Origin of the sequence: Ectobacillus sp. JY-23 (genome assembly GCF_023022965.1) — a bacterium.
Taxonomy (GTDB): Bacteria; Bacillota; Bacilli; order Bacillales; family Bacillaceae_G; genus Ectobacillus.
Map to the genome: position 1 here is coordinate 532,370 of NZ_CP095462.1, position 25,259 is coordinate 557,628.

Below are 25,259 nucleotides of genomic sequence, written 5' to 3' on the forward strand. Positions count from 1 at the left end.
CGCTAAAAAAATTCACTTAAAAAACGCAATTTTTCCTCTTCATGCACAGGTGGCAATTCATGACCGTACTCCGGATATACCCTCATTTGCTTCTCTCCGTGCAAATGATGATACAATCCAAACGCACCAAGTGGTGGACATGCGGCATCTTTCATGCCAATGCCGAGCAATGTTGGACATGACACATCGCTTGCCAAATTCATACAATCTATATAACTCAGTGTAGCGAATACACTCGCTTTTGTTCGATACAAAGGGTCATGCACTTTAAAATAGTGCTGCAGTTCTTGATATGGTCCATCGGCTGCGAGATTTACTGTTTGCTCAATATTTGTAAGAAAAGGAATATCAGCGCACACAAGCTTAATGTCCTTGTGTAACGCAGCTGACGCGATAGCCAATGCCCCTCCTTGACTACTACCCTCTACTACAATCTCAGCCTGACCGGAAAGCTCCTTCACCACTTCAATACTTCGATAAGAATCCATATAAACATAGCTGTAATAATATTGATCAGGATTCATAATTCCAAGCAACATCCATCCCGCCGACCCGCCATTCTCGTATACATTTTGATCCGGCGACAATATATTCTGTCCGCGCACATCCAACTGTAAAACCGGGATGCCTTGCAGAACGTATTTAAACGTATGGTGCGGCTGTAATGTATTCCAATTATAACCATGAAACATAACAGCAGCGGGTCCTTTTACTTCTTTCGGCTTCACATACACACCATGGATACGTGAGTTACGAAATCCATCAAAATACACATCATATACCTCAACATCTGGCACAGTGTACGGTCTTGGCTTTGTAATCAAAGCAAGCGGCTGCAAATGACTTTCTGCGATCCGCTTACACCAAAACGAATCAAAATCGACCTGCTTGGTTTGTGATGTTTGATACGATAGCTCTGCTAGATTCATATATGTACCTCATCCGTATTCATAAGTTTTCTTACAGCTAGTGCTAACGCACCTTGCAAACCAGCAAAATCGCCAAGACCAGGTGGTACAATATACGTATCCAAATCATTGATATACAGATTTGTGATATAACCGCTCATATATGCGTTAAACTTATTACGGACCAGTGGGAATAACTGTGCTTGCTTCATAACTCCGCCTCCTAACACCATGCGTTTCGGTGCAAGAATGAGTGCATAATTTACCAACGCTTGTGCAATATAATTTGCCTGGAGTTCCCAAACTTCGTCTTTATTTTGTAATTCGCTTCCCTTCGTACCCCAGCGCTTTTCAATTGCTGGTCCAGAAGCCATGCCTTCCAAGCAGTCACGATGGAACGGACATACTCCTTCAAAATAATCATCCTTCTGGCGTCTCACTAGAATATGCCCCATCTCAGGATGAGACATTCCGTGCAGCAATTTACCTTCTATTACGGCGCCAACACCGATTCCTGTGCCAACTGTCATATATATACAGCTGTCTAATCCTTTGGCAATGCCCCATGTTAATTCGCCAAGCGCGGCAGCATTCACATCGGTATCCAGGGCGATTGGAACACCGAAATGAGCTTGCAATGTACGAAGCAATGGAAAGTGCAACCATTTCTCCTTCGGTGTTGTCGTGATGTTACCGTACGACACATTTGTCTGATCTAATTCAATGGGACCAAACGACCCTACTCCCAACACCTTGATTTGAAATGGCGCAAAAAAGGCAAACACTCGTGCAAGTGTTTCCTCAGGTTCTGTTGTCGGGATTGATGTAGAGTGAAGAATTTCGCCGTTTTCTGTTCCTACACCGCATATGAATTTTGTTCCTCCTGCTTCAATCGCCCCTATCAACATGACATTCACCCCGTTTATATTTTCCGATTCCATTTCTTGATTTTACTAACCGATAGTTCTTTGAGAATCACATCTGATAGATAAAATGCGGAAACTTCATTCACAGAACTGTCCTTTTCTCTTTCATCAATCGCTGGAATTAATAGACGAATATCAGACACATGAGATAGCGGAGAGTCCTGTTGACTCGTGATACCAATCGTCACCGCTCCCGCCTTGCGTGCGGCCTCCATCATACTGACAACTTCATCCGCATATCCTGTCGTGCTAAGACCAATTACCACTGTTTCCGGCGTCAAAGCGTATGCGGACATATGCATTTGATAACTGTCGGAAAATGCATCAACAGCCATTCCAAATTTCATGAGTTTATACTTTAATTGATTGGCGACAAGTCCCATTTCATCTGCCCCGTATAAATAAATACGATTTGCGGACAAAAGTTGGCTCGTGAATTTTTGAATTTCTTTTAATTCATATAGCGTGTCACACTTTTTCAACATATTTGTGTATGTTTGCTTAACCTCTGTCAAACTAGTCATTTCCGATTGCTCATATAAGCGTGTACTTACTGTTGCTTCCTTCGCCATAAGACGCAGCTTGTTGTAAGAGCCGAATTCTAGTTTTTGACAAAAGCGAGTAATGGTTGCTTCCGATACGTTGATTTGACGTGACATTTCTGAAATCGTCTTATTTGGTACTGCTTCTAAATTCGTGATGATAAATTGTGCAATCATCTGTTCTCGCTTCGTTAATTTATGACGATTGGATTCAATAATGGTAGTAATACTTTTTAACGGCTGCATAGATTCTTGTAGCAAAAAATGGCGTAATGCTCCGATCATACCGGCATCGTTTAAATTGCGGGCAATTTGAATTTTGGTTTTATCCAGAACTGCAGGAATGAGATCTTTTTTTAGTTCTTCCATGATTAACGGATATAGGTAGTCCTTTTGTGCCGTAATACCACCGCCAATGATAATCATTTCCGGATTCATCATGTAAGCGATTGTCGCGATTCCCTTAGATAAGTAGTACACCAAGCGTTTGATTTCTTGAACACATACTTCATCTCCTTGATGTGCTAGGGCAAAAATTTCCTTACCATTAATTTCGTTCTCTCCTATTCCTTTCGCTTTAGCAACGTTACGTACCAAAATACGAGTGGAGGCAAGTTCTTGAAATTGCTCTCCTTCAATTGGAATATAACCGATTTCTCCCCCGCTGAAGCTATGACCAGTGTGAAGTTTGTTATCCAAAATATAACTACCGCCAATTCCGGTTCCAATTGTCAAACAAAACAAGCTTTTAGCGTCTTTTCCCGTCCCAATCCAAGATTCTGCAAGCCCTGCGCAGTTCACATCGTTTTCCACCTCGACGGGCAATTGAAAATAGGCTTCTAATTCCTGCTTTAAAGGCGTACCTGTATATTCTGGAATTAAAGAAGATGCGTATAAAATGCGGCCTTCCTTAGAGTCAACCTGTCCTGCTGTACTAATACAAATCCCACTTATTTTGTGCTGGGCAATCAACGTTTTGCCAAAATGCTTTACTTTTTCTAAAATGGCCTTTCCACCCAAATGCGCTTCTGTGTCTATTTCATGCTTTTCAACAAATGTTCCGTCCTCTGTTAGTACACCGTACTTGATAAACGTTCCGCCGATGTCCATAGCTAAAAAATTTCTCATTATTTATCACCTTCATTCCATAAAGTAAGAACATCGTTTTATTCTTGTTCTTTCCACGTCACACGGATCGTTTTAATTTGCTTTGGTTTAAAATTCACTACAATTTGCTTGGTTGCATCATACACGGCTTGCGTGATACCTGTAAAATCTACCTCTTCAATGGATATTGGTGTAAAACCAAAATGTAATTCTGTTGTTTGCTGCTTTGTAAAAGAATTGAACATACGAATATCCATAGAATGCTGCTTTTTTCTCATAAAAGCGGAAAACGCAATAGCAGTGGAGGATTGCGAAAATAGTTTTTTCTCATCTCGCATTTCATATGATTGCTGCACCAACACTTCGTTTCGTAGCATTTTGGCATAGTTTAAAGACATATGCTCTTTTCCAAGAATCAATCCATATTGAAATTCATACGTACCCAGACATTGTGCACCCGGCGTTTCAAACCCAGGGCCTGCTCCATTTCCTCGTGTCCGCAAGTCACGTCTTGATAACCAGCCTACACTTCGAATCATCGTCAAAAACACATAGTCTTGATCAAAAGCACGATCTACTTCATATTCCTGCATGCCACGATGCACAAGCTGATGTTCATTTGCGATAACAGTCGAATATGTTGGATATTGATTCATCACCGCTTCCTTATTTTTTGGCATATCCCATTGCTTTTCACGTCGCGTATCACGGCGTACTAGATCAAACGCGGTGTCACTGTAACTAACATCTGCCTGCGAGCAAGCAAAACCGATGCGAAGCTTTTGGTCTTTCGCGGCGTTGTTTACTTTCGTATGGAAGTAAATCATTCTCTTATTTGTATACAGCCTTATCTCTGTTTCCATTGTATTGACCACGTATTCATTGCTTGGTCCTGTTCTCTCTTCGTTCAATGATGCTGGTATTTTCATTTCATAATAGAGCGTTACCGATTGGTACGTACGGCCCTTCATTACGTCTCCTACTTTTTTAATAGTTGCCTTTGTTTCAACATCGTGCACAGGCGGCGAGTAGTTATATGTGTCGCCCGCATCTAGAGAAGAAAGGAAAACATGTTGATTCTCATATACAGTGTCGGATTCTAAATCTGTAATTTCTAAGCTATCGTCGGACCATGTAATGCGATAAAATTCATTTTGGATGTCTGTTCCGCCTGCCCCTATTGTACGATTAACTTCTTCAGAAATACGCTCAATTTGTACGCGTTTTGTTTCTACCCCAGTAAAAGACAAGTTAAACATCACATCATACACCACATATTCCCCATAGTGAGGCTCAGCCAAAATATGACGTAAAAATTCCTCACGTTGTACACGACTTATCATATCAAACGGGATGGAAACACCCTCATGAACCAAGCGAATTGAACCCGTATCAAGGGTTGCTGGAATCATAATACGCGCCTTCACTGGATACATACCTGCAATCGGTGTATTATTGATTACATATAAAAATGGATTTTCCATTGTCTCGTTTAGGTATTCAAATGGATATTCAGTCTGGAGAGTATCCTTCGCGAATTGTCGAATGGCACCCAATACCTTTTTTGTTCTTGTTTCCATCTCTTCATGAACTTCATCCACACTGCATCCACAAATGCTATCATGTGGTTGATTTTGTAAGATAAGTTTCCACACATAGGCAAGAAACTGCTCTGAATCTGTATTTCCATCTGTCCACACATGTAATGCTTCCATTACACTCACAGCTTGATCTTCACACAGCTGATTTTGCTGCTTCAAATAAGAACGCGTAGAATAAACACCTGGCAAAATGAAAATCTTAGAGGGATCACGCTGTTCCCCGATGATACGACCGGTTGGTTCTGCACCTACAAACGCTTCCATATACTCCGACATAAGCGATTGATGAACGGTCACATCAGGAATACTTTCCTGTAATCTTTCAAGACGTTCGTTTAAATCGGCACATGTATACGTATGGTCCGCACCGTTCATAACTAGCGCCTTACCGAACGTAAGGTACGGTTCGTTTCTATTTAAATAATCTTTGGCCTTTTCTATGAAATTATCGTGCTTCAAAAAGGTTTGATAATAGCCTTCCATGAGAGGAAGCACAAATGTGAATACTTCACTGCCATCCGCACCCTCCCATGTATTTTCAAAGGTATCAGACACTGCCCCCCGCCATACTATTGCTGTATTGATATTATAGCCTTTGAAAATTTGCGGCATTTGACTTGCATGACCAAACGTGTCAGGCAAATAGCCAATGCCGTGAGCCGAACCATGGGCTTTTGCCGTTTGGATACCAATCTCCAGGTTTTTCAGAATTGATTCGCCTGATACCAAAAATTCATCGGCAAGTAAATACCATGGTCCTACCTCGATTTTTCCTGCCTTTATATATGAAGCAAGACGCTCATATTCCTCTTTACTAACAACCTCTCGGTAATCATCCAGCACGATGGTTTGTCCGTCTAGAAAAAAGTTCTCAAGCCGGCCTGATTCTAACAAGCTCTGCACATATCGCAAACCGTTGCGCAACTTGTAGCGAAACTCTTCAAATGTCTCGTACCACTCCCGATCCCAGTGCGTATGATTTAACACATGTACTTCTTTCATCACAATTCCCCCATACCTAGTTGCGACCTTAATATAGCACCATTTAGTTTATTTAGTGCGATGTCGTGCTTAATCGCATACGCACAGGCAAGCCCTGCCGCTTCTCCAATATCGCGGACCGTTGGCTGAATTCGAAGCGACGCCTGCATGAGAAATGTGCTAGAAATATGGCGTCCGGCCACAATAAGATTGCTGATTTGCTCTGTCACCAAAGCACGATACGGGATTTCATAATATTCCCCTCGTGAAAATTTTGGCTTTTCAACATGTTCCTTCGTTACACTGTGTACATCAATATACCAATCACCGCGCGCAATTCCGTCTTGAAAACGTGCCCGATTTATATAATCATGCTCTGTCATCACGTATTGCCCAATGATGCGGTACGATTCCCGGATACCAAGCTGCGTTGCTTCCTTTAATAAATACGAATTCTCAAACCCCGGCAAATATTGTGGTAAAAACTTGGTCAATCTGCGAATCATTTCCCGCCCCTTAATTACTGCTTTGGAGCGTAAACGAGGATCTGTCGTTTGATAAATATCTGGGATGTGCGGACAATTAAAGGACATCACACCTGGCTTCCCCGGCTGCGTGAACGCCTGAAAATACCGTAAATCTTCTTCTTTCAGGTATCCTTCAGCAAGACCCTTCCTAAAAAGAGGTTCCAGTACATGCCCCTTGCCCGGAACCATTGCAATTTCAAAAAAGTTAGGATTTTCAATTTGGCAGAAGGTTTCATGTTGGGACAAAATGAACGCACGAAGTGCCGAAATATCAATTCCGCCCATTTCAAAGCGAAACGAAATCTGTTGGTTTTGTCCATCCTCATTTCCCGATGTAACAGGAACACCTGCTGTACGTGATACTATGGCATCAGCCGTTGCATCAACGAACGTTTTTGCTTTCGCAGCAATCAAGCCAGCACATGTATTGATAACAATATGCGTAATACGGTTATCTTCCTTGATACAATCAACATAATTGGCGTCATATAAAATATGACCACCGCGCTCTGTAATTAACACCTCTAGCACAAAACTTAACGTTTCCGTATTGAACCAACTGCAGGTCGTTGTACCATCATTCGTTTCAATCTCCTTGTTTAGCCGTTCAATAATGAGGCGATTGACACGTTGCCCTTTCACATATGTTGGCATCATAGGCGAAACAAGCGCATTTGTCTGTGTGCCTCCCAAAGAAATCGTCTTTTCAATCACCAATGTTTTCGCTTGCTCTGAAAGTGCGGAAATTGCCGCCGTGGCACCTGCTGTTCCGCCTCCAACCACGATGCAATCTACCTCATATATGACAGGAAGCTCCCGGCCAAAAAAAGAGACTGTATTCATTCCATTCACCTCATACCTGATTTTTTAAAGAATCGGCTGTTATCCTTTTACCGCACCATCTGTTGCACCTGAAATAAAATATTTTTGCAGCCAAATGAAGATTAATAATGTAGGCAATGTTGTTAAAATAGACGCAGCACTAATGAGCTTTAGGTTTGAACCATCGAAATTTTGCGACAATTGCGCCAAACCAATGGATAACGTATACATATCGCTGTCCGTAGAGTTCAATAGCGGCCACAAATAATCACCCCATGTTCCCATAAATGTAAAAATAGCAAGTGTCACAAGTGTCGGCTTTACTAAAGGTAATGCAACCATGTACCATACCTTGAACTTATTCGCTCCGTCCAAATATGCCGACTCCTCCAGCTCCTTTGGAATACGCAAATATGCTTGACGCATCAAGAAAACTCCAAATGCAGTAGAAACTTGCATGACAACCAAACCTAGATGCGTATTTCTTAAACCAAGCTCGCCTGCAAGCTGAAACAAAGGTGCCATGTAAAGCTGAAATGGTACCATCATAGTTGAAATAATCAACGCCAGTACAACACTTCGTCCCCTAAAATCCATACGCGCCAGTGGATATGCCGCCAAGCTGCAAAACAGCAAATTCAGCGGAATAGCGAGGATTGTGACAAGCGCTGTGTTCAGAAAATACGTGCCGAAATTTGCCTTATCGAAGGCATCTATAAAGTTTACAAAGGTCGGATGATTCGGTAATACGCTTTCATAAATTCCTTCGCTGGCCGACTTCATCGCCATGAACAGCGTGATTAAAAATGGTCCCACCGTTAATAACGTAATACCAATCATTAATATGTAAAGCCAAATCTTTTGTATATTGCGCTTTCTTTTCATTTCGGCCCCTCCTTACGCTCTTAAATCGTCTTCGCGCTTACTCGTCAGTTTCATTTGTAGCAAGGAAGCAGCAATTGCTAACACAAGCAATACCAAACCAGCAGCAGAAGCTGTGCTCACCTGCAAGCTCATGAATTTTTCGTAGATGTACATAACTAGCGTTGTCGTCGCTCCAGATGGTCCCCCGCCTGTAGTCAACGCAATTTCTTCAAATACTTTCATACCGGCAATAATGGTCATTACTGATACAAGTGTGATAGAAGGTACTAACATCGGTACTGTAATTCTTGAAAACTGCTGAAAAATGGAGGCTCCGTCAATGCTAGCAGACTCGTATACATCTTGTGGAATCGATTGCAGACCTGCCAAATAAATGATCATATAATAGCCAAGCCCCTTCCAAACTGTAATGGCAGCTACTGCGGCCAACGCTGTCGACGATTGCACCAAAAGATTTGTCGGCTTATCAAAAACACCTAAAGTCACAAATAATTCAGAAATAAGTCCGCTTTGTGAATACAGCATTTTCCACATCAATGCCGCTACTACCATTGGCGTGATAACTGGTAAGTAATATAAAATCCGAAAAGCTGAAACACCTCTAATTTTTTGATTAACCAAAACTGCTAAAATCATTGGTAAAAAGATATTTAATGGCAATACAATCACCAAAAATATCAACGTATTGGTAAGTGCCATCCAGAAGTTCTTGTCAGCAAATATCTCTTTAAAATTATCCAGCCCTACAAACTCACCGGTGTCCGCAATGATTTTATAGTCCAGCACACTCCACTTAAACGCCTCCAAAATTGGAACGACAAGAAATGTTCCTAAAATAATGATAGACGGTAACAGAAACAACCACGGTGTTACGTTCTTCATGCCCCATTTTTTCTTGTTCGGAGCGGTTTTTACTTTCGTATTCGGCAAGATCACAGGTTCTCTGCTCATTACGGTATCTCCTTCCCAAAAATAGAGACTAGCTTTTGGGTAAAAAAGCTAGTCTCCTGGTCATTCCTTAGAACGTTACTTTTTCACCTGATTTTTCAAATGCTTTGTTCCACTCTGCAGCTAGTTCTTTTAAAGCCTCTTCAGGCGTTACTTTTCCTTGCAAATTCTTCACAAAAATATCTTTCGTTGCTTTGCGTAGATCTGCACTGTTTTCAGTTGGCGGAATTAATACCTTCGCGCGACTCAAAGACTTAGAAGCCTCAAGCATACCTAAAGCTTTTGGCGAATTACCAGGGTTTTTGAAATAATCATCTTCTAACGATTTTTTCGTAGAAGGTAAAACTGTACCTGCCGTTTTTGCAAACGCCAATTGGTTTTCTGCGTTTGTTACGAATTCAGCTAATGCCACAGCAGCTTCTTTATTTTTTGTTTTCGCAGGAACTGCGAAGTTCATAACAGCTACATTTACAGGTGCATCTGTAGCATTAAGCGGTTGACCAGCTTTTGATGCTTTAAACACTTCAGGAGCGCCAGATTCAACCGGACCAAGGAATGTTACACCACCTTCAAGGAAGGAAACATTGCCCGCCATATATAACTGCTGTCCTGTTTTTAGTGAGCCTTCCGCTGTTTCTTGCGGAATTAAGCCTTCTTTATACATCGTTTGTGTTAGTGTAAAGTATTCTAAAATCGCTTTGTTATCAGCGAATGATGCTTTGCCATCCTTCACAATCGGTTTGCCGCCAGCTAAAGAAACCATTTTCTCCATTACAACGTTGCCATCATTGATTACCGGGTAGAAAGAAGGCTTACCAGTTGCAGCTGTCACAGCCTTCGCTGCATCATAAATACCCTTTGTATCTTTCGGTAATTCTTTAATACCGGCCTTCTCGAAGTTAGCACCATTGTACCAGCCAACCGTTGTCGTTAAGTACCAAGGAAGCGCATACAATTTCTTTTCATACATACCAGAGTTATAAGGACCTTCTACAAAGGACTCCTTCGTTTTACTGCTTACCATTTTCGTCAAATCCAAAAGCCCGCCTTGCGCCGCAATGTTGGACATGTAATGCGGATTAAGGTTCACAACGTCTGGAACATCTGATCCAGTTAAAGAAGTTAAGACTTTCTGTTCCATTTCGTTTTGTGGTACGTCTTGAATGACAACGTCCAGTTTTGGATGAAGCTCTTCAAATTTCTTTTCAACATTTGCAAAATACGTTTTGAATGGCTCACCTGACAAAGACGCGGTCCACAGTGTCACTTTTCCTGACAGCTCTTTCGTATCTGTCACCTTTGCATTGCTTTCTTCTTTTTTCCCACAAGCCATCAAGCTCATGGAAAGCATAGCCGCAAGCGTACCCGCCGCAATCTTTTTTGTTCCTTTCTTCATCCCCATTGTCCCCCTTTGAAACTATTAGAAAGCGTTTTCTTACATTCATCATACAAGCAAATGATTCAGAATTCAATGCTTTTTTAAAATTATTTTTAAACATAATCAAGAAATGAAAATTAATTTCTTTTTATAAGTTATTAGGGAGTTTTAAACAATATGTCCAGTGATTGTTTATATCCCTTTCTATTTAAAAGGCTTAATAAACTAAGGCTCTTTTCTAGGAGATTGTTGTTTTTAGATAGGTTTCTTTGTTTCAGGTTGGTTGGAGCGGAAGGTGCGAGACTCCTGCGAGAGCAGCGAGTCAGGTGAGACCCCACAGGCCGTAAGTCGAGGAGGCTCACCTGACCGCGGAAAGCGAGCAACCTGGAGCGAAAATCAACCACTCGCCACTATCTGTTACATCGCAACAAAGTTTGCGAAAACAGCCTAAACTAAAAAGGCAAAGTCATGAAGACTTTGCCTTTTGGGTTTCTTATTGATGTTTTAATGCGTATTGTACCCATGTATTCGCATCAGTAAGTTGTTCTTTCATACGCTTGCCTACAATACTATGAATCTTACCCTCCGCAACATCAGTATCTAGTTGCTGCATCATCGCTTGGAACAAACCGTCGCTTTGTGCTGGTATTTTTTCGGCTGTTAATGCCGCAGCGCGCAGTGTTTGTTTATACGCTTCACCTTTCTTCTTGCTCATCGCACCCTGCTTCACATAAATATTTTGAATATGCTCTTCCATCTCTCTTAGTAAAGCCTTAGTTGCTGCAATGGGTTCTTCACCAGGGTTGACGGCATCTTCGCGCCAAGGCCCTTTTCCAAGTGCATCAACGGATGGCGCGCTCGCCTGACCGAAAGCGAACATATTCACCCCTGATGTACTATGCTTCGCAGATAATACATCGCTTACGCTGGCCATTTCACTTAAGTGATGATAAAACGAATAAATACCTGTGTAGTACATGGTTCCAGCAGGCATTAACTTTTTGCTGTCCTGTACTGTTTTTTGAATGCTGTTAAAGTCATGTCCGTATGCCTGCGGAATAACACCGTCAATATCATCCTGCCAGTCGCTAATAAGTACCGCCTCTGGTCCCGGCTCTGGTGTTGCCGTCATCATAAACTTTTTGTTCATGCCCTTTGTTTGGTCATGAAGCTTAGCAACAAATTCATTTTCCTTTGTGCGAAGCCACATTTCCCAGGCATGCCACTCCTCAGAATTCGCTGTAGGAGTCAAATTATATGGGTCTATACCAAACTGCTCCTTGTACATCGTACGAATCGTTTGACTAAAGCCATAGCTCTTATCAAAGCTGTGATGCGGATAACGCATATAATCAATATTTAAGCCTTTAATATCATACTTTGTCTGCATTTCTTTATAAATATCTAGCATAAAGGTTTGTACTTCCGGCTGCGCGATATCAAGCCAATAATATTTGCTAGCAGAATCCGGTGCCGGCTGTCCTGTTGTGTTCTGACGTTGCATAGCTGCCCACTGCGGGTATTTTGTAAACTGCGGTGGCGTACCAATGCTTGCTTCTCCAACCATGAAGCCATCTGTCCATGCCTGTATCGTCATGCCGCGCTTTTTTCCTTCTTTCACGTATGCCGCCAACAAATCCTTACCATATGGACCATAGTCCCCATTTTGAAATCTTGGATGTTGCGCTGGCAAACCATAGGCTTGCATCGCCTCACTTGGGTAAACTGTATAACCATGGAATGTGGTTTCTAAATATACAGAATTAAATCCCGCCTTTTCCATGCGGTCAAGCACCTGCTTCACGCCTTCTAACGTTGTTTCTTCTGGACGATACCAAATCGCACGCTGCTCAGCGACATTTGAAGGTAGTGAGTAATAATAGGCATCATATGCAGCTTGCGTTGCTTGGCGCGTCAAATCAAGTGCTTTTACAGGGTCTGTTTCTCGAATACTTTCTACTTCTACAAGCAACGCTTCAGCTGTTTGCACGGACTCTTCCGCTTGCTGCATCGCCACATCTAAAAACTCGGCTTTCGCTTTCTCAATGGATTTCTTCGCTTGGTTTACAGCTTGCTGACTTTGAAATGCAAAGCTTTCAACATCCTGCACAATCGTAACCACACCTTGCTCATCGACAGTGACCTTCGCGCCGATAATAGAATTAGATGATAGCCACTTAGAAGCTACACCATGCCCGCTTACGACAAACCCGTTTTGCGGAATCTTTGAACTGCCACCGCCAAGCTTTGTGACAAAACCGTTCTCAACTGTAATTTCGTAACCGTACTGGTTTGTTTTTGTTGTTTCTCCAAACTTAGGTGTATATACGATTAACTGATCAGGACCACGGAATCCATCAAAAGGAGCGCCTGCTGGATTCGATTCTTTTGTCGGATCAACAGCGTTGGCTTTGTTTTCTACACGCTTTTCTGTTGGCTCAAAGAGAGTAATCGTTTCCCCACCTTGAAGCTGTGAAATAAATTCTTTAATAGCTGCAGTTGTCTGCAGTCCTGTAGATAAAACAAGTCCATTTTCCGGAATTGCGCTATCTCCATCTGTTTTTTTCACAACACGGTATGTATTGAGGCCGATTTTTTCAAGTACAACCTCCTGACTTCCCTTCCGTGTTTCTGTATAATAGCTGAACGTATCATTAAATAACACAAGCTTGTTATCATTGGAAAGCTGATTGACCGCATCGATTGCAAAACGATCGCCAGATTCATCCTGCACAGTCAACACTTTTACAGGCGTATCACTAGCCACGACACTTCCCATCATGCCAAAAGAAGATAATAATAGACTTGAAGCAAGAACAGAACCTGTTACGACATACGACTTTTTCCCCATCTCTCATTCTCCTTTTTGATCGTATTAGCGCTTTGCTGTATCAGCACACCATGTATGTTTGAAGACAAAATAAAGAGAAGACTATTCTCTTCTCTTGTCAAAGTCATGTTGTTTATGTGCATGCAGCATTTTGAGATAACGCTTTCAAAGTTAATATAAACATTTCCGTTTCATTTTACAACATAAAATTAAAAATATTTTTAATTTTTAATCGTAAATGAAATTAATTTTCTTAAGAACTGTATTGAGTTAATTTTTAGACAATTACCCCTTTATGTTATATTCTCAAAACATAAGGAGGGGAATTTTCTGACTACGATTTATTTTGTGCGTCATGCGCACTCAAGCTATACACCAGATGAACTGCAAAGACCGTTATCACCAGCAGGATTTCTACATGCAGAACGGGTCGCAAAAATATTGCAAAATGAGCCTATCAATGCGGTACTTTCCAGCCCATACAAACGCGCTATGCAAACGATTGCAGGGATTTCGAAACATTTAAACATTCCCATTCGAGAAGAAGTTGAATTGCGCGAACGTTTGCTCTCTGCTTACCCATTAGAAGATTTTGAGATTGCTGTTAGAACGGTTTGGGAAGAACCTTCTTTCTCATGGCCGGGCGGAGAATCAAATAAAGAGGCTCAAAGACGAGGTGTAAACTGTTTACTGCACCTATTAGAGCAGTATGAAGGAAAAAGCATTGTTATCGGTACACACGGCAATATTATGGCACTTATCATGCAGCATTTTGATCCAAAATATGATTTTGCCTTTTGGCAATCATTAAGCATGCCAGACATTTATAAGCTTGTGTTTTCTCAGCATATACTGCTTTCTGTTGAACGTTTGTGGGAGGTGAAAAATAATGAAGTATCGTAAGCTTGGTCACTCAGGACTTAAAGTGAGTGAAATTAGTTTGGGAAGTTGATGCTGTTTCAAAAGAAATTCCAAATGAATTATTTAATGAGATTGATAACATTCTTACAAAACTATAAAACTAATATGAAAAGAAACAGTTTTTACAAAAACTGTTTCTTTTCATCTATCACACTATTTTTGAACGTAAACAGACACAGAACCACCGTTCACAAAGAATTGTCCCCATCCATCAGCATTAATAGTGACATTGTCTGCTCGATTGCCAGTCATATCATACCATGTTTCACCTGCGTTTTGTTTGCCGACATACATCCATTTTGACCCGCCTGGACCATCTGTCACCAAAGTTGCTAAACCAGACTTTATTTTCGTAGTATCTCCCTCGCGCGTCCAACCAACAATATCTTGATGATCTAGGTAATCGTGCTGCGTTCCGTAGGCATAGTCTTTACGCGCCTTCATAAGCGGTTCAATTTTGGATTGCAACGCAGGAATTTCTCTGCCCGTGCTTCCTTTTGTTCCATATAAATCTCCATAAAATACATTTGGATAGCCAGAAGATCTTGTTAAAATAAACGCGTATGCCAGCGGCTTAAACCATGTTTGTACCGTAGACTCAAGTGCCTGTCCCGGTTGTGTATCATGATTATCCACAAATGTTACTGCTTTTGTCGGATACTTGGATGTTACCGTACCATTTAAGAGATTACGCATATCATAATATCCTCCCTGGGTGGATGCTGCTTGGAAGTTATAATGAAGCGGTACATCGAAAACAGATTGATTGTAGTTCGTTTTCGCTAAGTAATTTTCAAGCGCAGGTAGACTGTTTTGCCAATACTCCGCTACAGTAAACATTTCTTTGCCAGTTGATGTACGAACAGAGTTTACCCAATCACGGAGAAATTCATGCTTAATATGCTTGGCCGCATCAATACGGAATCCATCGAGTCCCAGTTGGTTGGCATACCATGTGCCCCAGTTTTTCATTTCATTGACAACGTCCGGATGATCATAATCGACGTCCGCGTACATTAAATAATCATAGTTTCCATATTCAGTAGAGACTTCCCAGTCCCAGGCTTTTCCTATTCCTCGAAATTTATAAATACGATTCAAACTCCGGGATTGGTCCCAATCAACGCCGTTGAAATGATACCATTGCCACTTAAAGCTACTATGTGTGTTGCCACGACCACTAAAATTAAACCCTGTCCACGCTTGAATTTGATAATCACCAGATGTTTCTTGATTTCGATTATTTGGATTTACCTCCACGGCAGTAACATTTTCTGTATAATCCGCTCCGCCTTTATGATTCATTACTACATCTCCATACACTTGTACCCCGTTAGTATGCAGAGATTGAATGGCGGCTTGCAGCTCAGCTTTTGTACCATACTTGGTGCGAACGGTTCCTTTTTGATTAAATTCCCCTAGATCATACAGGTCATAGGCGCCGTACCCCACATCGGCTTGACTGGTTCCCTTATATGCCGGCGGAACCCATACTGCAGTTACACCTAGACCGGATAAACGAGCAGAATCGTTCTGCAACCGCTTCCAATGAAGTCCATCGTTTGGCAGGTACCATTCAAAATATTGTATCATTGTACCGTTCGTTTCAGCTGCTTCTACTTTCGTTTCTGCCGCAAATGGCGCAATCGTTAGCGCAAATGCCAGCAATCCAGCTGCCCACTTCTTTTTTTCTTTGAACATGTTCCTCGCCCTCCCTTAATTTGTAGAACGCTTACATTTTAAAAATAACATAAAATCATATTTATTTGTATTGAGAAAATTCAACATAAACTTGTTTTTCGGAAAATGATTCTACTTCTTTGCTCCCTGACTCGACACAAGGTTTAATATCCAATATATCCCCTTATCAAACCTGCACTACTAACAACAAATAGGGGTGCATACAGCACGCCTTATTTGTTATAAAAAGCTTGAATCATTCCGAGGACTATTATAATCCAACTTTGCCGACTCTTCATAAAACTCTTGATGATCACTTTTATATGGCTCACTGCTTCTATATTTACGCTGCATCCAGAAGCTCCCGCCAATTAACACAGCACAAAGGCCCCAAAATACATAACCAATTATTGTCATATGTTTCATCCTTTCGTCTCGTCTTTTCTACTTTATATATTCGCTTCATACTATCTATTTGTCCTGCAACATATCTTGTAAAAGGAGGTGTTTGAAATGTCCATTATCTTTTTATGTGTATGCGGCTTTCTTTTCTTATCTTCTGTTTTTGTGCTGTATATCCAAAGAAATAACATGCCTGCGCCCTATTATAAAAGTGATCACGAACAAATGATTGCTTGTATGAGATCTGTTACAAGAAAGCAATATTGGCAGTAGTAACTTCTATTCTTGCGTACTTCTGCTATTCCATCTAAAACAACGGCTCTGATGAACCTCCCCTCCTTACCGGCTCCCGCCGCTTGAAGAAGGAGATTTCTTTTGGGATATGTTAATTTCTGCTACAGAAGTTCGCTTTTCTCGTAGGAGTCTCTCCCTTTCATTCCCACCAACAAGTGCTAATTCGCAACATTAAGCTCTGATAAAAAATCTAATATTAAGATTTTAAAACTTTCTCAAATATTTTTTGAATATTGAGATTTTTTAAAAGGAGGATTTTCTTCCTCTTTTGTAGAATAAATGGTGTTGTACAAAAAAGAAGGAGAATTTTCGCATGATTACACTACAAGAAGCTACATTTGAAGATGCCCATGCTTTGACAGCCTTACAGACAGCTGCCTTTGATTGCCATGCTTTACAATGGGGCTCTTGGACAAAAGATGGTTCTTCAAATGGACCGGGCGGATATAATTCACTACAGCACATTCTTTACAGCATTAAAATTACCCATTTCTATAAGATTATGTTTAATCATACAATCGCAGGCGGTATCTCCATATTCACATCCGGTAACAAACATGCAGTTGTTGATAAACTATTTATTGCTCCTGAATTTCAAAATAAGAACATTGGAACACAGACCATGTATTTGATAGAGCGTGAATTTCCCCGTGTATATCGCTGGGAGTTAGGAACATCTGCCAAAAGCAAAGCCAATCATCATTTTTATGAAAAACTCAGCTATAAGAAAACATTTCAAGATGAAAACTATATCTATTTTGAGAAAAAGAAAGCTCATTTATCAGATTCGACTGTTAAGTTATTTTCAAATAGCGATTTATCTCGTGCTGAGTTTGAAGATTGCTCGCTTACAAGTGCAGACTTCTTCTCTGTTAATCTAGAGAAAGCCACAATTTCAAATGCTAATATGAGTCATATGACCTTACATGATATTAATCTATCACAAACAACACTACATAATATTAATATGAGCGGTGCAAACTTTGGTGATATGAACCTCAATCATATCGAGCTTTGCCAAGCTTCTCTTGGCGGTGCCTATATACATGATACAAACCTCGGTTGGCATGAATCGCACGGTCCTATTACATTTGAACGTTGTGACCTGACAGAAAGTACCTTATCAAACTGTGTGCTGCGCGGCGTAAACATCCAAGATTGTGATATAACAGATATGAAAATTAACGGTGTTTCAGTGGAAGAGCTATTACGTATATACCAGGAAAAAATATAAACTAAAAAGCAGCACTCATGCTGCTTTTTAGTTTGGTAAGCGATTGCATTGCTCTACTATATATTTCATACAAGCAATTGTATTGTAAACTTCATGATAAGACTTACTAGCAATGCTAATGCTGTATACACAAACACCCAAAAGAAAAAAGTCGTATTAAACAGGATCAATGTTAGCATCAAAAAGAATCCAAATACCGCAAGCGGTACAACATACCACTTTTTTAGGATGATATACCCTGCAATCGATGCCCCCACTACTAAAATTGGAAAAATAAACAGTACCAAAAGAAATTCCATACGAAACCTCCCTACATATACTTTCCATATATTTATATTCTTGCATTACACTATATTTACCTTTAAGAAAATATATTAACTACGGGTAGAAAAACAAGCATGTTAGCAGGAATTTTCTAATTTTCTACGAATATATGTATGCTTTATGTCATATAAAAAAGGATGGTTTTATGAAGATACTTTTTATTGCGTATCCTCAATATGCTGACTTCGAGATTGCTCACACCTTATTTTTCCTTCGTAAAGCTGGGAAGGCTACTATTGTTACTGCGACCGTGAATGGAACATCAGTAGAGAGCTTAGGAGGATTGTATACATCATCGCAACTGGCTATTGAGGATGTCTCCTTGCAAGAATATGCGCTTATTTTACTTTCCGGTGGTGATGGTATTGATGAAATAATGGATAATCAACACGTTCAATCCTTGTTACAGGAAGCTGTTTCCTTACAAGTCCCGATTGCTTCCATATGTGCGTCGGCAGTGCTGCTTGGAAAAGCCGGTTTATTACAAAACAAGGCATTTACTTGTTTGCCAAATACATATGAAATGTTTAAAAAAGCCTTTAACGGTGCCATTTATACAGGTGCAAATATTGAGGTTTCAGATGCATTCATTACTGCAAAAGGAACGGCCTTTGCGGAGTTTACAGTGGCGGTCGGCCGTACACTCAGAATATGGAAAGATGAGGGGCACGCTGCTCATACTTTACGTTTTTGTAAGGGAGATTTATAACAAAAGAGGTTGAACATATATAATGAAAGGAAGAACAACATGAAGTGGATGTATATGTTGCTTTTAACTCAAGTTCTTGTATTTATCATCGGATGGGTGACAGCCTTACAAAACAAGAGTAGAGAAACAAATAAAGAGCTACCTCTTTGGACAAGGCTCACTCTCAGCTTTTCACTGAGCGGCGTAGCTTTGTTGTTTTGGTTAAATCATTTAGATTCGCCCTACCATAGATGGGTATTTTGGGGTATGCTATTGTCCACGCTGGGAGATTTATTTATGGCCGGCTTAATCCCCTTTGCAAATCATTTGATTGGCGGGATGATTACATTCAGCATCGCACATGTTTTTTATGTTGTTGCATTTATCCAAACTGCAGACGTGACAGAACACCTCTTTACGAGCGTTCTCATCTACGGCGCTTTCCTTATTATTGGATGGATATTCTTTATCAGAAATCCGGCAGAATCTAAAATTTTCACAGTCGGTGCTTTGCTATATGGTTTGTGGGTGGGGGGCATGGCGGCTGTAGGGTTGGCATTGGCATTGAAGCTAGGTGGCGCATGGTGGTGGGTTGCTATCGGCGGTTCTCTGTTTGTTCTATCTGATTTTTTAATTGGTATGACCGAAATTGGTAAACATCCGCTGCGCCACGCACCATTATGGATTTGGGGAACTTATGTTGCCGCACAAATGGGAATTATCTATGCCTCTCTATGAATCAACATACACTCTTACAATGGAAATTAAAAAAACGAGGTGCTTGTAACACCTCGTTTTTACTTCGGTTTCGTAATATCATTCACAATAAAATAAATCGCATCTTCTATTTCTTCATCACTTACGGTTTGCTTGTTTAACAGCACGAACCGGGAAACGAAAAAGCCGCCAAAAAACGTAAGCAGCATATTTAAAATTTTTTCACTCGGCAAATTGATTAACTCACCGCGCTCCTTAAATGCATCAATGATGCGTAGTAAACGGGATGAGATATTTTCATATAACAAAGGAAGCAATTCTTGTTTCATTTCCTCTTTATAGATTACTTCTTTAATAATTACTTGAAAAATTTCGCGATTTTCGGTGATAAAGGCGACTCGGTTTTGCAATAACACCCGCAAAAATTCCTCAAAGGTAGTAAGCGGATTCTTCATCACCTGCCCCATCACCTCTTCCGCAATGGCAGGGAAAAACTCTTTTATATACGGAACAATAATAGACAATAATAACTTATCCTTTGTACCGAAATGCTTAAAGATCGTTCCTTCTGCAACGCCTGCCAACTTGGCAATTTCCGCTGTTGATGTATTCGAGTACCCTTTTTCTGCAAATATTTGAATTGCCGCATCTACAATTTGCTTTTGCTTTTCTGTTTGTTTGGTTGTATGCATTTGTGTCATGATTTCTTCTAATAATCTGCCTTTAGACAAGCCGTTCCACTTCCCTTCGCCCCTTCATTATAGCTTGCGATACTTTTTTAAAGCAAATAAATTCAAAATGATAAATGCGGTGGCAAAGGCAAGTAACACATATAAATCATAACGAATTTCATAAAGTTCTACCCCTTTATACATGACACCCTTTAATGCATGACCTGCATAGTAAAGCGGCATGATTTTCCCAATCCATTGTAGCCAATTTGCCATACTCTCTAACGGGAAAATCCCTGAGAAAAACACCTGTGGAATTGCTACAATTGGGATAAACTGCATCATTTGAAACTCGGACGTTGCAAAAGAAGAAAGAAGCAATCCTAGCGATAAAGCAACTAAAGCTAATAAGAGGTTGATAAGAATTACACTTCCAATAGAACCAACCATTATAATGTCTAATACATGAACTGCATATAAAACAACAATAACAGTCTGTATAACGGCAAACGTGCCAAACCCGATTAAATATGCGGTCACAATTTCCCATCTTCTAATCGGCGTAGCCATGAGGCGTTCTAGTGTACCGGTTGTTTTTTCATTTAACAAGCCAATTCCAGAAATTAAAAATACAAAAAACAGAACGAAAAAGCCAATTAAAATGGGGCTGAATACATCAAAAACCTCTGTTTCTTCACTTCCGTATACATATTTAGTTTGAATAGAGCTTTGCTGAAGTGATGCTGTATTCATCTCAGCTTGTTGTAAAGATTGACTGCTGATCACTTGTTTAATTCTGAAAAGGAGACCTTTAGCCGTTGTCGGATCGCTATTTAATAACGTAATCGTTGTTTGTTCATTTGTAATTTTTAGGAATCCGTCTAACTCCTTCTCCTTCATGACCTCTTTCACATTTGAAGCATCACTGAACTTCACAACATGAATATTTGTATCTTCTAATTGCTTTACAATTGACTCACTTACGTTTTGAACACCTAATTTCAGCTTCGTTTCATCACCATTAAAAACTAAGCTCATAAGAGTAAGGATTAGCAGCGGCGCTACAAACAATAATGCCATCGTGCGTTTGTCTCGGGACATTTGCTTAAAAATTCGTTTAACCAGTGCAGTTATTCTCATTTTCCTTTCCTCCCTGCATACAGGAATACTTCATCAAAATTGTTTGCATCGTAGCGCTCCTTCAATTCCCCAGGTGTACCCGTCGCAATAATGGCTCCGTCTCTAACCATGGAAATATAATCGCACCTTTCTGCTTCATCCATCACGTGTGTGGTTACAATGATGGTTTTTCTCTCTTCAGTTTTTAATCTTATCAGTTCATTCCAAATACTCAATCGTAATTCCGGATCGATTCCGACAGTCGGCTCATCTAAAATAAGGACTTGTGGATTTTGCACCAAAGCGATAGCTAAAGAAAGACGGCGCTTCATCCCTCCGGAATATGCCGCAACTTTTTTGTTTAAATCGTCTGTTAGATTCACGAGACGAGCTGCATAGGAAATTCTTTCATTCATTTCCGTCTTGCGAAGCTTATAAAGGGATGCAAAAAACAATAAGTTTTCCTTGCCAGTCAGCTGTGTGTATAAGGCATCGGACTGGGCCATGTAGCCAATGTTCTGTAAAATCTGTAGGTTGGGCATTTTCTGATCCAATACATGAATAGAACCGGAATCCGGTACATCCATGCCGACAATCAATTTAATTAAGGTTGTTTTCCCTGCACCGGAAGGTCCAATGAAACCATAAATATTTCCCTGCTCAATTGTAAAATCCACTTTACGTAATACAACCTTTTTACCATAACTTTTACTGACATTTTGAATTTTAATTGTTTCTTTCATAATACCCCTCCTACAAAAGTGAGTGATTACTCACTATTATATTAACACTCCTCCCAGAGGGTTTCAACCAAAAAGTGAGTAATCACTTCATTTTGTTTTTAAATTAAGGATGCGCACATTGCTATATGTATAAAAACAGCTCTTCTATACAGAAGAGCCTGATTTAGATTCCCGCTGACCGCTGTAAACGCTGTAAAATCTCCATAAATTCCGCCTGCCCTATTCCTGGTGCAAATTCCTCGGGCAGTTCATCAAGCTCCGGCACTGGTCCGCCTGTTGGTAATTTATCTTCTACTACAAGCGGCCGGCCGTCTTCTGGATGCGGTCCCTTCCAAATCTTTGAAAGATCCTTATAATCATCGTCACTAAAGCGATACAGCTTTAAATGCAGTCCCTGGTCTTCAAACTTTTTCGCTGCTGAAAAAGCTTTGTTAGACAAATTAGGAATTGGTAGCATTTTTGTAACATCTACCCCTGTCGCCATTTCAAGTGCACGAGCATAAGCAACAACATGCACACCCCCGCGTACAAGTAAATAACCAATCATTTCACGCGCCACCGGATGCTCCGTCATTTCGTATACACGCATTTTATGCGTACGTGCACCACATTCGAGGAAAAAGTTATGCAGCAGATCCATAATTAAATTACCGCTACTAAATACATTATCTCCCGTCCAAGCTCTACCCATGGAATCTGCGACAACAGCTGTTTGCGCAGTTGCGATAAAGTGGTGCGTATTGCGCTTGTCTTTGCCATGCTGCATAGGTGTAACATCCGGGTCACCTGGGAAAGTGGTACCGGTCAAGCATAGGTTAATCGCAGTCGTAACAAGTTCCACATGCCCAAATTCCTCTGCGGTAATATTAGCAACTAGGTCATAAAATGGCTTCAGTTTCTTCTTACCGCGAAAGTTAAAGGATTGAAACATATAGTTATTTAAAGTAGACATTTCCCCGAATTTACCGCCCAGCAGTTCCTGTACAGCAGCGGCGGCGTTCGCATCCGCATACTTGGATTCCGGAAGTGGAATTAACAGTCGATCGATGCGTTTGAACACAATGCGTTCCTCCTTTTCATCATAACCGTCTCTATGTTTCTATGAAAAGAAGGGGTTGTTTCATACCTTACAATTCTGGCATAATCCAAACGATTTGCTGAATACGAACAAAAAACGGTGCGTTTTTCTCCTCAATAACGATGTGATCAGGCTTGACATCTTTTAGTACACCTCTTACTGCACCGCGTACTGTATCTACAACCAGCCGTTTACCTACAACGGATTGTAATGTTTGCACAACATACGGATCTACTGACGAAACAACTTCTCCTTTTAACTGATAACCGTTGCGAAAATCATGGTCCATATACATGACACATCTCCCCTCTGTCATTCATTCGATTCAGTGTATGAACACAGAGTCATACATGTGCCTATTTTTGCTTGTGTAAAATTCGTGACAAGCGAATGCGGTTATAACGCTGAATGATAATAAGTGGTATATTCAAACATAGAGCATATATGACCATAGCCCACCCCACCACTATCTCGTTCCATAAAAAGAAAAGAAACGCAAACGGAATCGGCAGCCAATGCGCCAGTTCCGCCCGTTTTGTTTCCAGTAGAAATACTCGCAAATGCTCCTCAGTCATATTTCGCAGGTTCTTTTTGTGAAAGCCTCCCTTAAACAAACGACTAGCATCCGGTGCCCATTGTTTCCAGCGCTTTACACCAAGTTTTTCGTACAAGCGACCATTCTTTTCCCAACTTCGTTCGCGGTAGAGCCAATAATCCCCTTCAAAAGGTATTGTCCCAAGCTTTACACAGCTATATGAAATAAAAAGATGGATAAAAACCCAAACACCGATATCTGCTAGGATGATCCCGTTCATGTCCATCATTCCTTTTTCGTTGAAATTGTGCGACCTTTCCAAGACACATTTCGATGTACAAACAGTTTTATACATGAGAGCGCAAATACAAGCAAAAACACCATAACATGCAACGGATATGTCAAAGCGGTGATGATGCCAAAATTGCCAATGCGCCGCAGCATCCAATAGACCTGTGCGACAAACAACATATAAAACACAAACACACCTTGTTCACCCAAATGCAAGCATGAGGTAACAATACCATTCATCCATAACCCGATCCATAAAAGCAGCCATGGATTGGTACCGCTAGCTCCTTTTGCAAAACTTTTACTCCAGCCCTCCACAAAGGTTTTGAAACCTTCTGGATACATCCGCATGGAAATAGCTCCTCTTCCGCTTACACAGGCCACTTTTCCCCCTGCTTGCAGAACGCGCTGCGCTAGTGTCATGTTTTCAAGCAGTTCACCTTTTCCAGCTAGATGTCCCCCAAATTTAAAGTAATCTCCTCGTTTACAAATAAGGCACTGTCCAAACGCACCAATCGCTTTTTGTTTGTTCCCAAACATATGAAAGGCACGCAAAGCGCTAAATAACAACAGATGAAAAAAAGAAGAGAAAAATTCGTACGGTCGCACCATTCTATGATAGGGGTGCACAGACAAAACGGTCGCTCGGCATTCATAATACGTTGCAATAAGATGACGTATTCCCTCGCCCTCTAACACCGTATCTGCATCTAAAAAGATAAGAATCTCTCCTTGAGCCATTTTGGCGCCGTTCCAGCATCCCCATGCCTTACCTTGCCAGCCACTTGGGAGCGGCGGTAATGAAATAACATTCGCGCCCATGCGCTTTGCAATGACAGCAGTTTCATCTGTAGAGCCATCATCCATCACTAATACCTCGACATGTGGATACATCTGATCCTGAAGCGACATCAGCAAGCGTCCAATATTGCGCTCCTCATTACGTGCTGGGATAATAATGGTCACATTCTTTACTTCTATCAAGCTTCTGCGCCGTACGCAATCCGGAATATATGCTAGCAACATAACGCCGATAAAAACGGATACTATCATTATCAAAAACATCCGCTTCTTCCCCTTTCCTGTTGGAAGTATAATTCTTTGTTT

At 40.8% G+C, this 25,259-nt stretch carries 24 protein-coding genes; 5 read left to right on the forward strand and 19 right to left on the reverse strand.

Features of this window, described 5'->3' with window-relative positions; genetic code table 11:
* Nucleotides 1-2: 2 nt before the first annotated feature.
* The 9 genes from MUG87_RS02845 to MUG87_RS02885 form a co-directional block, all read right to left on the reverse strand.
* Entirely contained in the window at nucleotides 3-929 is a 927-nt protein-coding gene (locus MUG87_RS02845) for an acetylxylan esterase (RefSeq protein ID WP_247085342.1), read from the reverse strand.
* Nucleotides 926-1,816 (reverse strand): ROK family protein, encoded by an 891-nt coding sequence (locus MUG87_RS02850; protein WP_281503671.1) that lies wholly within the window; start codon nucleotides 1,814-1,816, stop codon nucleotides 926-928. Before MUG87_RS02850 ends, MUG87_RS02845 begins: the two co-directional genes overlap by 4 nt.
* Nucleotides 1,817-1,830: 14 nt before the next feature.
* Entirely contained in the window at nucleotides 1,831-3,504 is a 1,674-nt protein-coding gene (locus tag MUG87_RS02855) for an ROK family protein (protein WP_247085344.1), read from the reverse strand.
* 38 nt (nucleotides 3,505-3,542) lie between these two features.
* Nucleotides 3,543-6,086 carry a glycoside hydrolase family 38 N-terminal domain-containing protein gene (locus MUG87_RS02860; RefSeq protein WP_247085346.1) on the reverse strand — a complete coding sequence of 848 codons (2,544 nt, stop codon included), beginning with the start codon at nucleotides 6,084-6,086 and terminating at the stop codon, nucleotides 3,543-3,545.
* On the reverse strand, nucleotides 6,086-7,435 hold the full coding sequence (locus MUG87_RS02865; RefSeq protein ID WP_247085348.1) for an FAD-dependent oxidoreductase: 1,350 nt from the start codon (nucleotides 7,433-7,435) through the stop codon (nucleotides 6,086-6,088). The genes MUG87_RS02860 and MUG87_RS02865 overlap by 1 nt, the downstream gene beginning before the upstream one ends.
* A gap of 39 nt (nucleotides 7,436-7,474) precedes the next feature.
* Nucleotides 7,475-8,299, reverse strand: a complete 825-nt coding sequence (locus tag MUG87_RS02870) for a carbohydrate ABC transporter permease (protein WP_247085350.1) — start codon at nucleotides 8,297-8,299, stop codon at nucleotides 7,475-7,477.
* Nucleotides 8,300-8,311: 12 nt separating this feature from the next.
* On the reverse strand, nucleotides 8,312-9,250 hold the full coding sequence (locus MUG87_RS02875; protein ID WP_247085351.1) for a carbohydrate ABC transporter permease: 939 nt from the start codon (nucleotides 9,248-9,250) through the stop codon (nucleotides 8,312-8,314).
* Nucleotides 9,251-9,317: 67 nt separating this feature from the next.
* Entirely contained in the window at nucleotides 9,318-10,643 is a 1,326-nt protein-coding gene (locus MUG87_RS02880; RefSeq protein WP_247085353.1) for an ABC transporter substrate-binding protein, read from the reverse strand.
* 475 nt (nucleotides 10,644-11,118) lie between these two features.
* Nucleotides 11,119-13,476: a glycoside hydrolase family 10-like protein gene (locus MUG87_RS02885; protein WP_247085355.1), complete on the reverse strand. Its 2,358-nt coding sequence runs from the start codon at nucleotides 13,474-13,476 to the stop codon at nucleotides 11,119-11,121.
* Between the two features lie 309 nt (nucleotides 13,477-13,785).
* Here MUG87_RS02885 and MUG87_RS02890 point away from each other — a divergent pair, with 309 nt between their 5' ends.
* A complete protein-coding gene (locus MUG87_RS02890) occupies nucleotides 13,786-14,358 on the forward strand; it encodes a histidine phosphatase family protein (RefSeq protein WP_247087468.1) in 573 nt (190 codons plus the stop codon).
* A 171-nt stretch (nucleotides 14,359-14,529) separates the two neighbouring features.
* On the opposite strand, the gene amyS is transcribed toward MUG87_RS02890, so the two are convergent.
* Both amyS and MUG87_RS02900 read right to left on the reverse strand, forming a co-directional pair.
* A complete protein-coding gene (gene amyS, locus MUG87_RS02895) occupies nucleotides 14,530-16,077 on the reverse strand; it encodes an alpha-amylase (RefSeq protein WP_247085357.1) in 1,548 nt (515 codons plus the stop codon).
* Nucleotides 16,078-16,296: 219 nt separating this feature from the next.
* Entirely contained in the window at nucleotides 16,297-16,473 is a 177-nt protein-coding gene (locus MUG87_RS02900; RefSeq protein WP_247085359.1) for a hypothetical protein, read from the reverse strand.
* Nucleotides 16,474-16,569: 96 nt separating this feature from the next.
* Between MUG87_RS02900 and MUG87_RS02905 the strand changes: the two genes are divergently transcribed.
* On the forward strand, nucleotides 16,570-16,731 hold the full coding sequence (locus tag MUG87_RS02905) for a hypothetical protein (protein WP_247085361.1): 162 nt from the start codon (nucleotides 16,570-16,572) through the stop codon (nucleotides 16,729-16,731).
* Between the two features lie 334 nt (nucleotides 16,732-17,065).
* Nucleotides 17,066-17,986 carry a GNAT family N-acetyltransferase gene (locus MUG87_RS02910; protein WP_247085363.1) on the forward strand — a complete coding sequence of 307 codons (921 nt, stop codon included), beginning with the start codon at nucleotides 17,066-17,068 and terminating at the stop codon, nucleotides 17,984-17,986.
* A 65-nt stretch (nucleotides 17,987-18,051) separates the two neighbouring features.
* Here MUG87_RS02910 and MUG87_RS02915 read toward each other — a convergent pair whose 3' ends face one another.
* A complete protein-coding gene (locus MUG87_RS02915; RefSeq protein ID WP_247085365.1) occupies nucleotides 18,052-18,285 on the reverse strand; it encodes a DUF2651 family protein in 234 nt (77 codons plus the stop codon).
* A gap of 170 nt (nucleotides 18,286-18,455) precedes the next feature.
* Between MUG87_RS02915 and MUG87_RS02920 the strand changes: the two genes are divergently transcribed.
* Nucleotides 18,456-19,019 carry a DJ-1/PfpI family protein gene (locus MUG87_RS02920; protein ID WP_247085367.1) on the forward strand — a complete coding sequence of 188 codons (564 nt, stop codon included), beginning with the start codon at nucleotides 18,456-18,458 and terminating at the stop codon, nucleotides 19,017-19,019.
* Between the two features lie 39 nt (nucleotides 19,020-19,058).
* Nucleotides 19,059-19,736 (forward strand): lysoplasmalogenase, encoded by a 678-nt coding sequence (locus tag MUG87_RS02925; RefSeq protein ID WP_247085369.1) that lies wholly within the window; start codon nucleotides 19,059-19,061, stop codon nucleotides 19,734-19,736.
* A 59-nt stretch (nucleotides 19,737-19,795) separates the two neighbouring features.
* Here MUG87_RS02925 and MUG87_RS02930 read toward each other — a convergent pair whose 3' ends face one another.
* The 7 genes from MUG87_RS02930 to MUG87_RS02960 all read right to left on the reverse strand — a co-directional run bounded on the left by MUG87_RS02930 (nucleotide 19,796) and on the right by MUG87_RS02960 (nucleotide 25,217).
* Complete coding sequence (locus tag MUG87_RS02930) at nucleotides 19,796-20,446, reverse strand: TetR/AcrR family transcriptional regulator (RefSeq protein WP_247085371.1); 651 nt, start codon at nucleotides 20,444-20,446, stop codon at nucleotides 19,796-19,798.
* A gap of 27 nt (nucleotides 20,447-20,473) precedes the next feature.
* Nucleotides 20,474-21,526 (reverse strand): ABC transporter permease, encoded by a 1,053-nt coding sequence (locus MUG87_RS02935; protein ID WP_247085373.1) that lies wholly within the window; start codon nucleotides 21,524-21,526, stop codon nucleotides 20,474-20,476.
* Nucleotides 21,523-22,248 (reverse strand): ABC transporter ATP-binding protein, encoded by a 726-nt coding sequence (locus MUG87_RS02940; RefSeq protein ID WP_247085375.1) that lies wholly within the window; start codon nucleotides 22,246-22,248, stop codon nucleotides 21,523-21,525. The genes MUG87_RS02935 and MUG87_RS02940 overlap by 4 nt, the downstream gene beginning before the upstream one ends.
* A 163-nt stretch (nucleotides 22,249-22,411) precedes the next feature.
* Nucleotides 22,412-23,308: a manganese catalase family protein gene (locus tag MUG87_RS02945; protein WP_247085377.1), complete on the reverse strand. Its 897-nt coding sequence runs from the start codon at nucleotides 23,306-23,308 to the stop codon at nucleotides 22,412-22,414.
* A gap of 67 nt (nucleotides 23,309-23,375) precedes the next feature.
* Nucleotides 23,376-23,615 carry a YuzF family protein gene (locus MUG87_RS02950; RefSeq protein WP_247087470.1) on the reverse strand — a complete coding sequence of 80 codons (240 nt, stop codon included), beginning with the start codon at nucleotides 23,613-23,615 and terminating at the stop codon, nucleotides 23,376-23,378.
* A 67-nt stretch (nucleotides 23,616-23,682) separates the two neighbouring features.
* Entirely contained in the window at nucleotides 23,683-24,141 is a 459-nt protein-coding gene (locus MUG87_RS02955; RefSeq protein ID WP_247085379.1) for a glycosyl-4,4'-diaponeurosporenoate acyltransferase CrtO family protein, read from the reverse strand.
* A 5-nt stretch (nucleotides 24,142-24,146) separates the two neighbouring features.
* Complete coding sequence (locus MUG87_RS02960) at nucleotides 24,147-25,217, reverse strand: glycosyltransferase family 2 protein (protein WP_247085380.1); 1,071 nt, start codon at nucleotides 25,215-25,217, stop codon at nucleotides 24,147-24,149.
* Nucleotides 25,218-25,259: the final 42 nt, after the last annotated feature.

Coding starts and splice junctions, on each gene's coding strand:
- MUG87_RS02845 (WP_247085342.1), bottom strand. CDS start 929: ATGAATCTAGCAGAGCTATCGTATCAAACATCACAAACCAAGCAGGTC.
- MUG87_RS02850 (WP_281503671.1), bottom strand. CDS start 1,816: ATGTTGATAGGGGCGATTGAAGCAGGAGGAACAAAATTCATATGCGGT.
- MUG87_RS02855 (WP_247085344.1), bottom strand. CDS start 3,504: ATGAGAAATTTTTTAGCTATGGACATCGGCGGAACGTTTATCAAGTAC.
- MUG87_RS02860 (WP_247085346.1), bottom strand. CDS start 6,086: ATGAAAGAAGTACATGTGTTAAATCATACGCACTGGGATCGGGAGTGG.
- MUG87_RS02865 (WP_247085348.1), bottom strand. CDS start 7,435: ATGAATACAGTCTCTTTTTTTGGCCGGGAGCTTCCTGTCATATATGAG.
- MUG87_RS02870 (WP_247085350.1), bottom strand. CDS start 8,299: ATGAAAAGAAAGCGCAATATACAAAAGATTTGGCTTTACATATTAATG.
- MUG87_RS02875 (WP_247085351.1), bottom strand. CDS start 9,250: ATGAGCAGAGAACCTGTGATCTTGCCGAATACGAAAGTAAAAACCGCT.
- MUG87_RS02880 (WP_247085353.1), bottom strand. CDS start 10,643: ATGAAGAAAGGAACAAAAAAGATTGCGGCGGGTACGCTTGCGGCTATG.
- MUG87_RS02885 (WP_247085355.1), bottom strand. CDS start 13,476: ATGGGGAAAAAGTCGTATGTCGTAACAGGTTCTGTTCTTGCTTCAAGT.
- amyS (WP_247085357.1), bottom strand. CDS start 16,077: ATGTTCAAAGAAAAAAAGAAGTGGGCAGCTGGATTGCTGGCATTTGCG.
- MUG87_RS02900 (WP_247085359.1), bottom strand. CDS start 16,473: ATGACAATAATTGGTTATGTATTTTGGGGCCTTTGTGCTGTGTTAATT.
- MUG87_RS02905 (WP_247085361.1), top strand. CDS start 16,570: ATGTCCATTATCTTTTTATGTGTATGCGGCTTTCTTTTCTTATCTTCT.
- MUG87_RS02910 (WP_247085363.1), top strand. CDS start 17,066: ATGATTACACTACAAGAAGCTACATTTGAAGATGCCCATGCTTTGACA.
- MUG87_RS02915 (WP_247085365.1), bottom strand. CDS start 18,285: ATGGAATTTCTTTTGGTACTGTTTATTTTTCCAATTTTAGTAGTGGGG.
- MUG87_RS02920 (WP_247085367.1), top strand. CDS start 18,456: ATGAAGATACTTTTTATTGCGTATCCTCAATATGCTGACTTCGAGATT.
- MUG87_RS02925 (WP_247085369.1), top strand. CDS start 19,059: ATGAAGTGGATGTATATGTTGCTTTTAACTCAAGTTCTTGTATTTATC.
- MUG87_RS02935 (WP_247085373.1), bottom strand. CDS start 21,526: ATGAGAATAACTGCACTGGTTAAACGAATTTTTAAGCAAATGTCCCGA.
- MUG87_RS02940 (WP_247085375.1), bottom strand. CDS start 22,248: ATGAAAGAAACAATTAAAATTCAAAATGTCAGTAAAAGTTATGGTAAA.
- MUG87_RS02950 (WP_247087470.1), bottom strand. CDS start 23,615: ATGGACCATGATTTTCGCAACGGTTATCAGTTAAAAGGAGAAGTTGTT.
- MUG87_RS02955 (WP_247085379.1), bottom strand. CDS start 24,141: ATGAACGGGATCATCCTAGCAGATATCGGTGTTTGGGTTTTTATCCAT.
- MUG87_RS02960 (WP_247085380.1), bottom strand. CDS start 25,217: ATGTTTTTGATAATGATAGTATCCGTTTTTATCGGCGTTATGTTGCTA.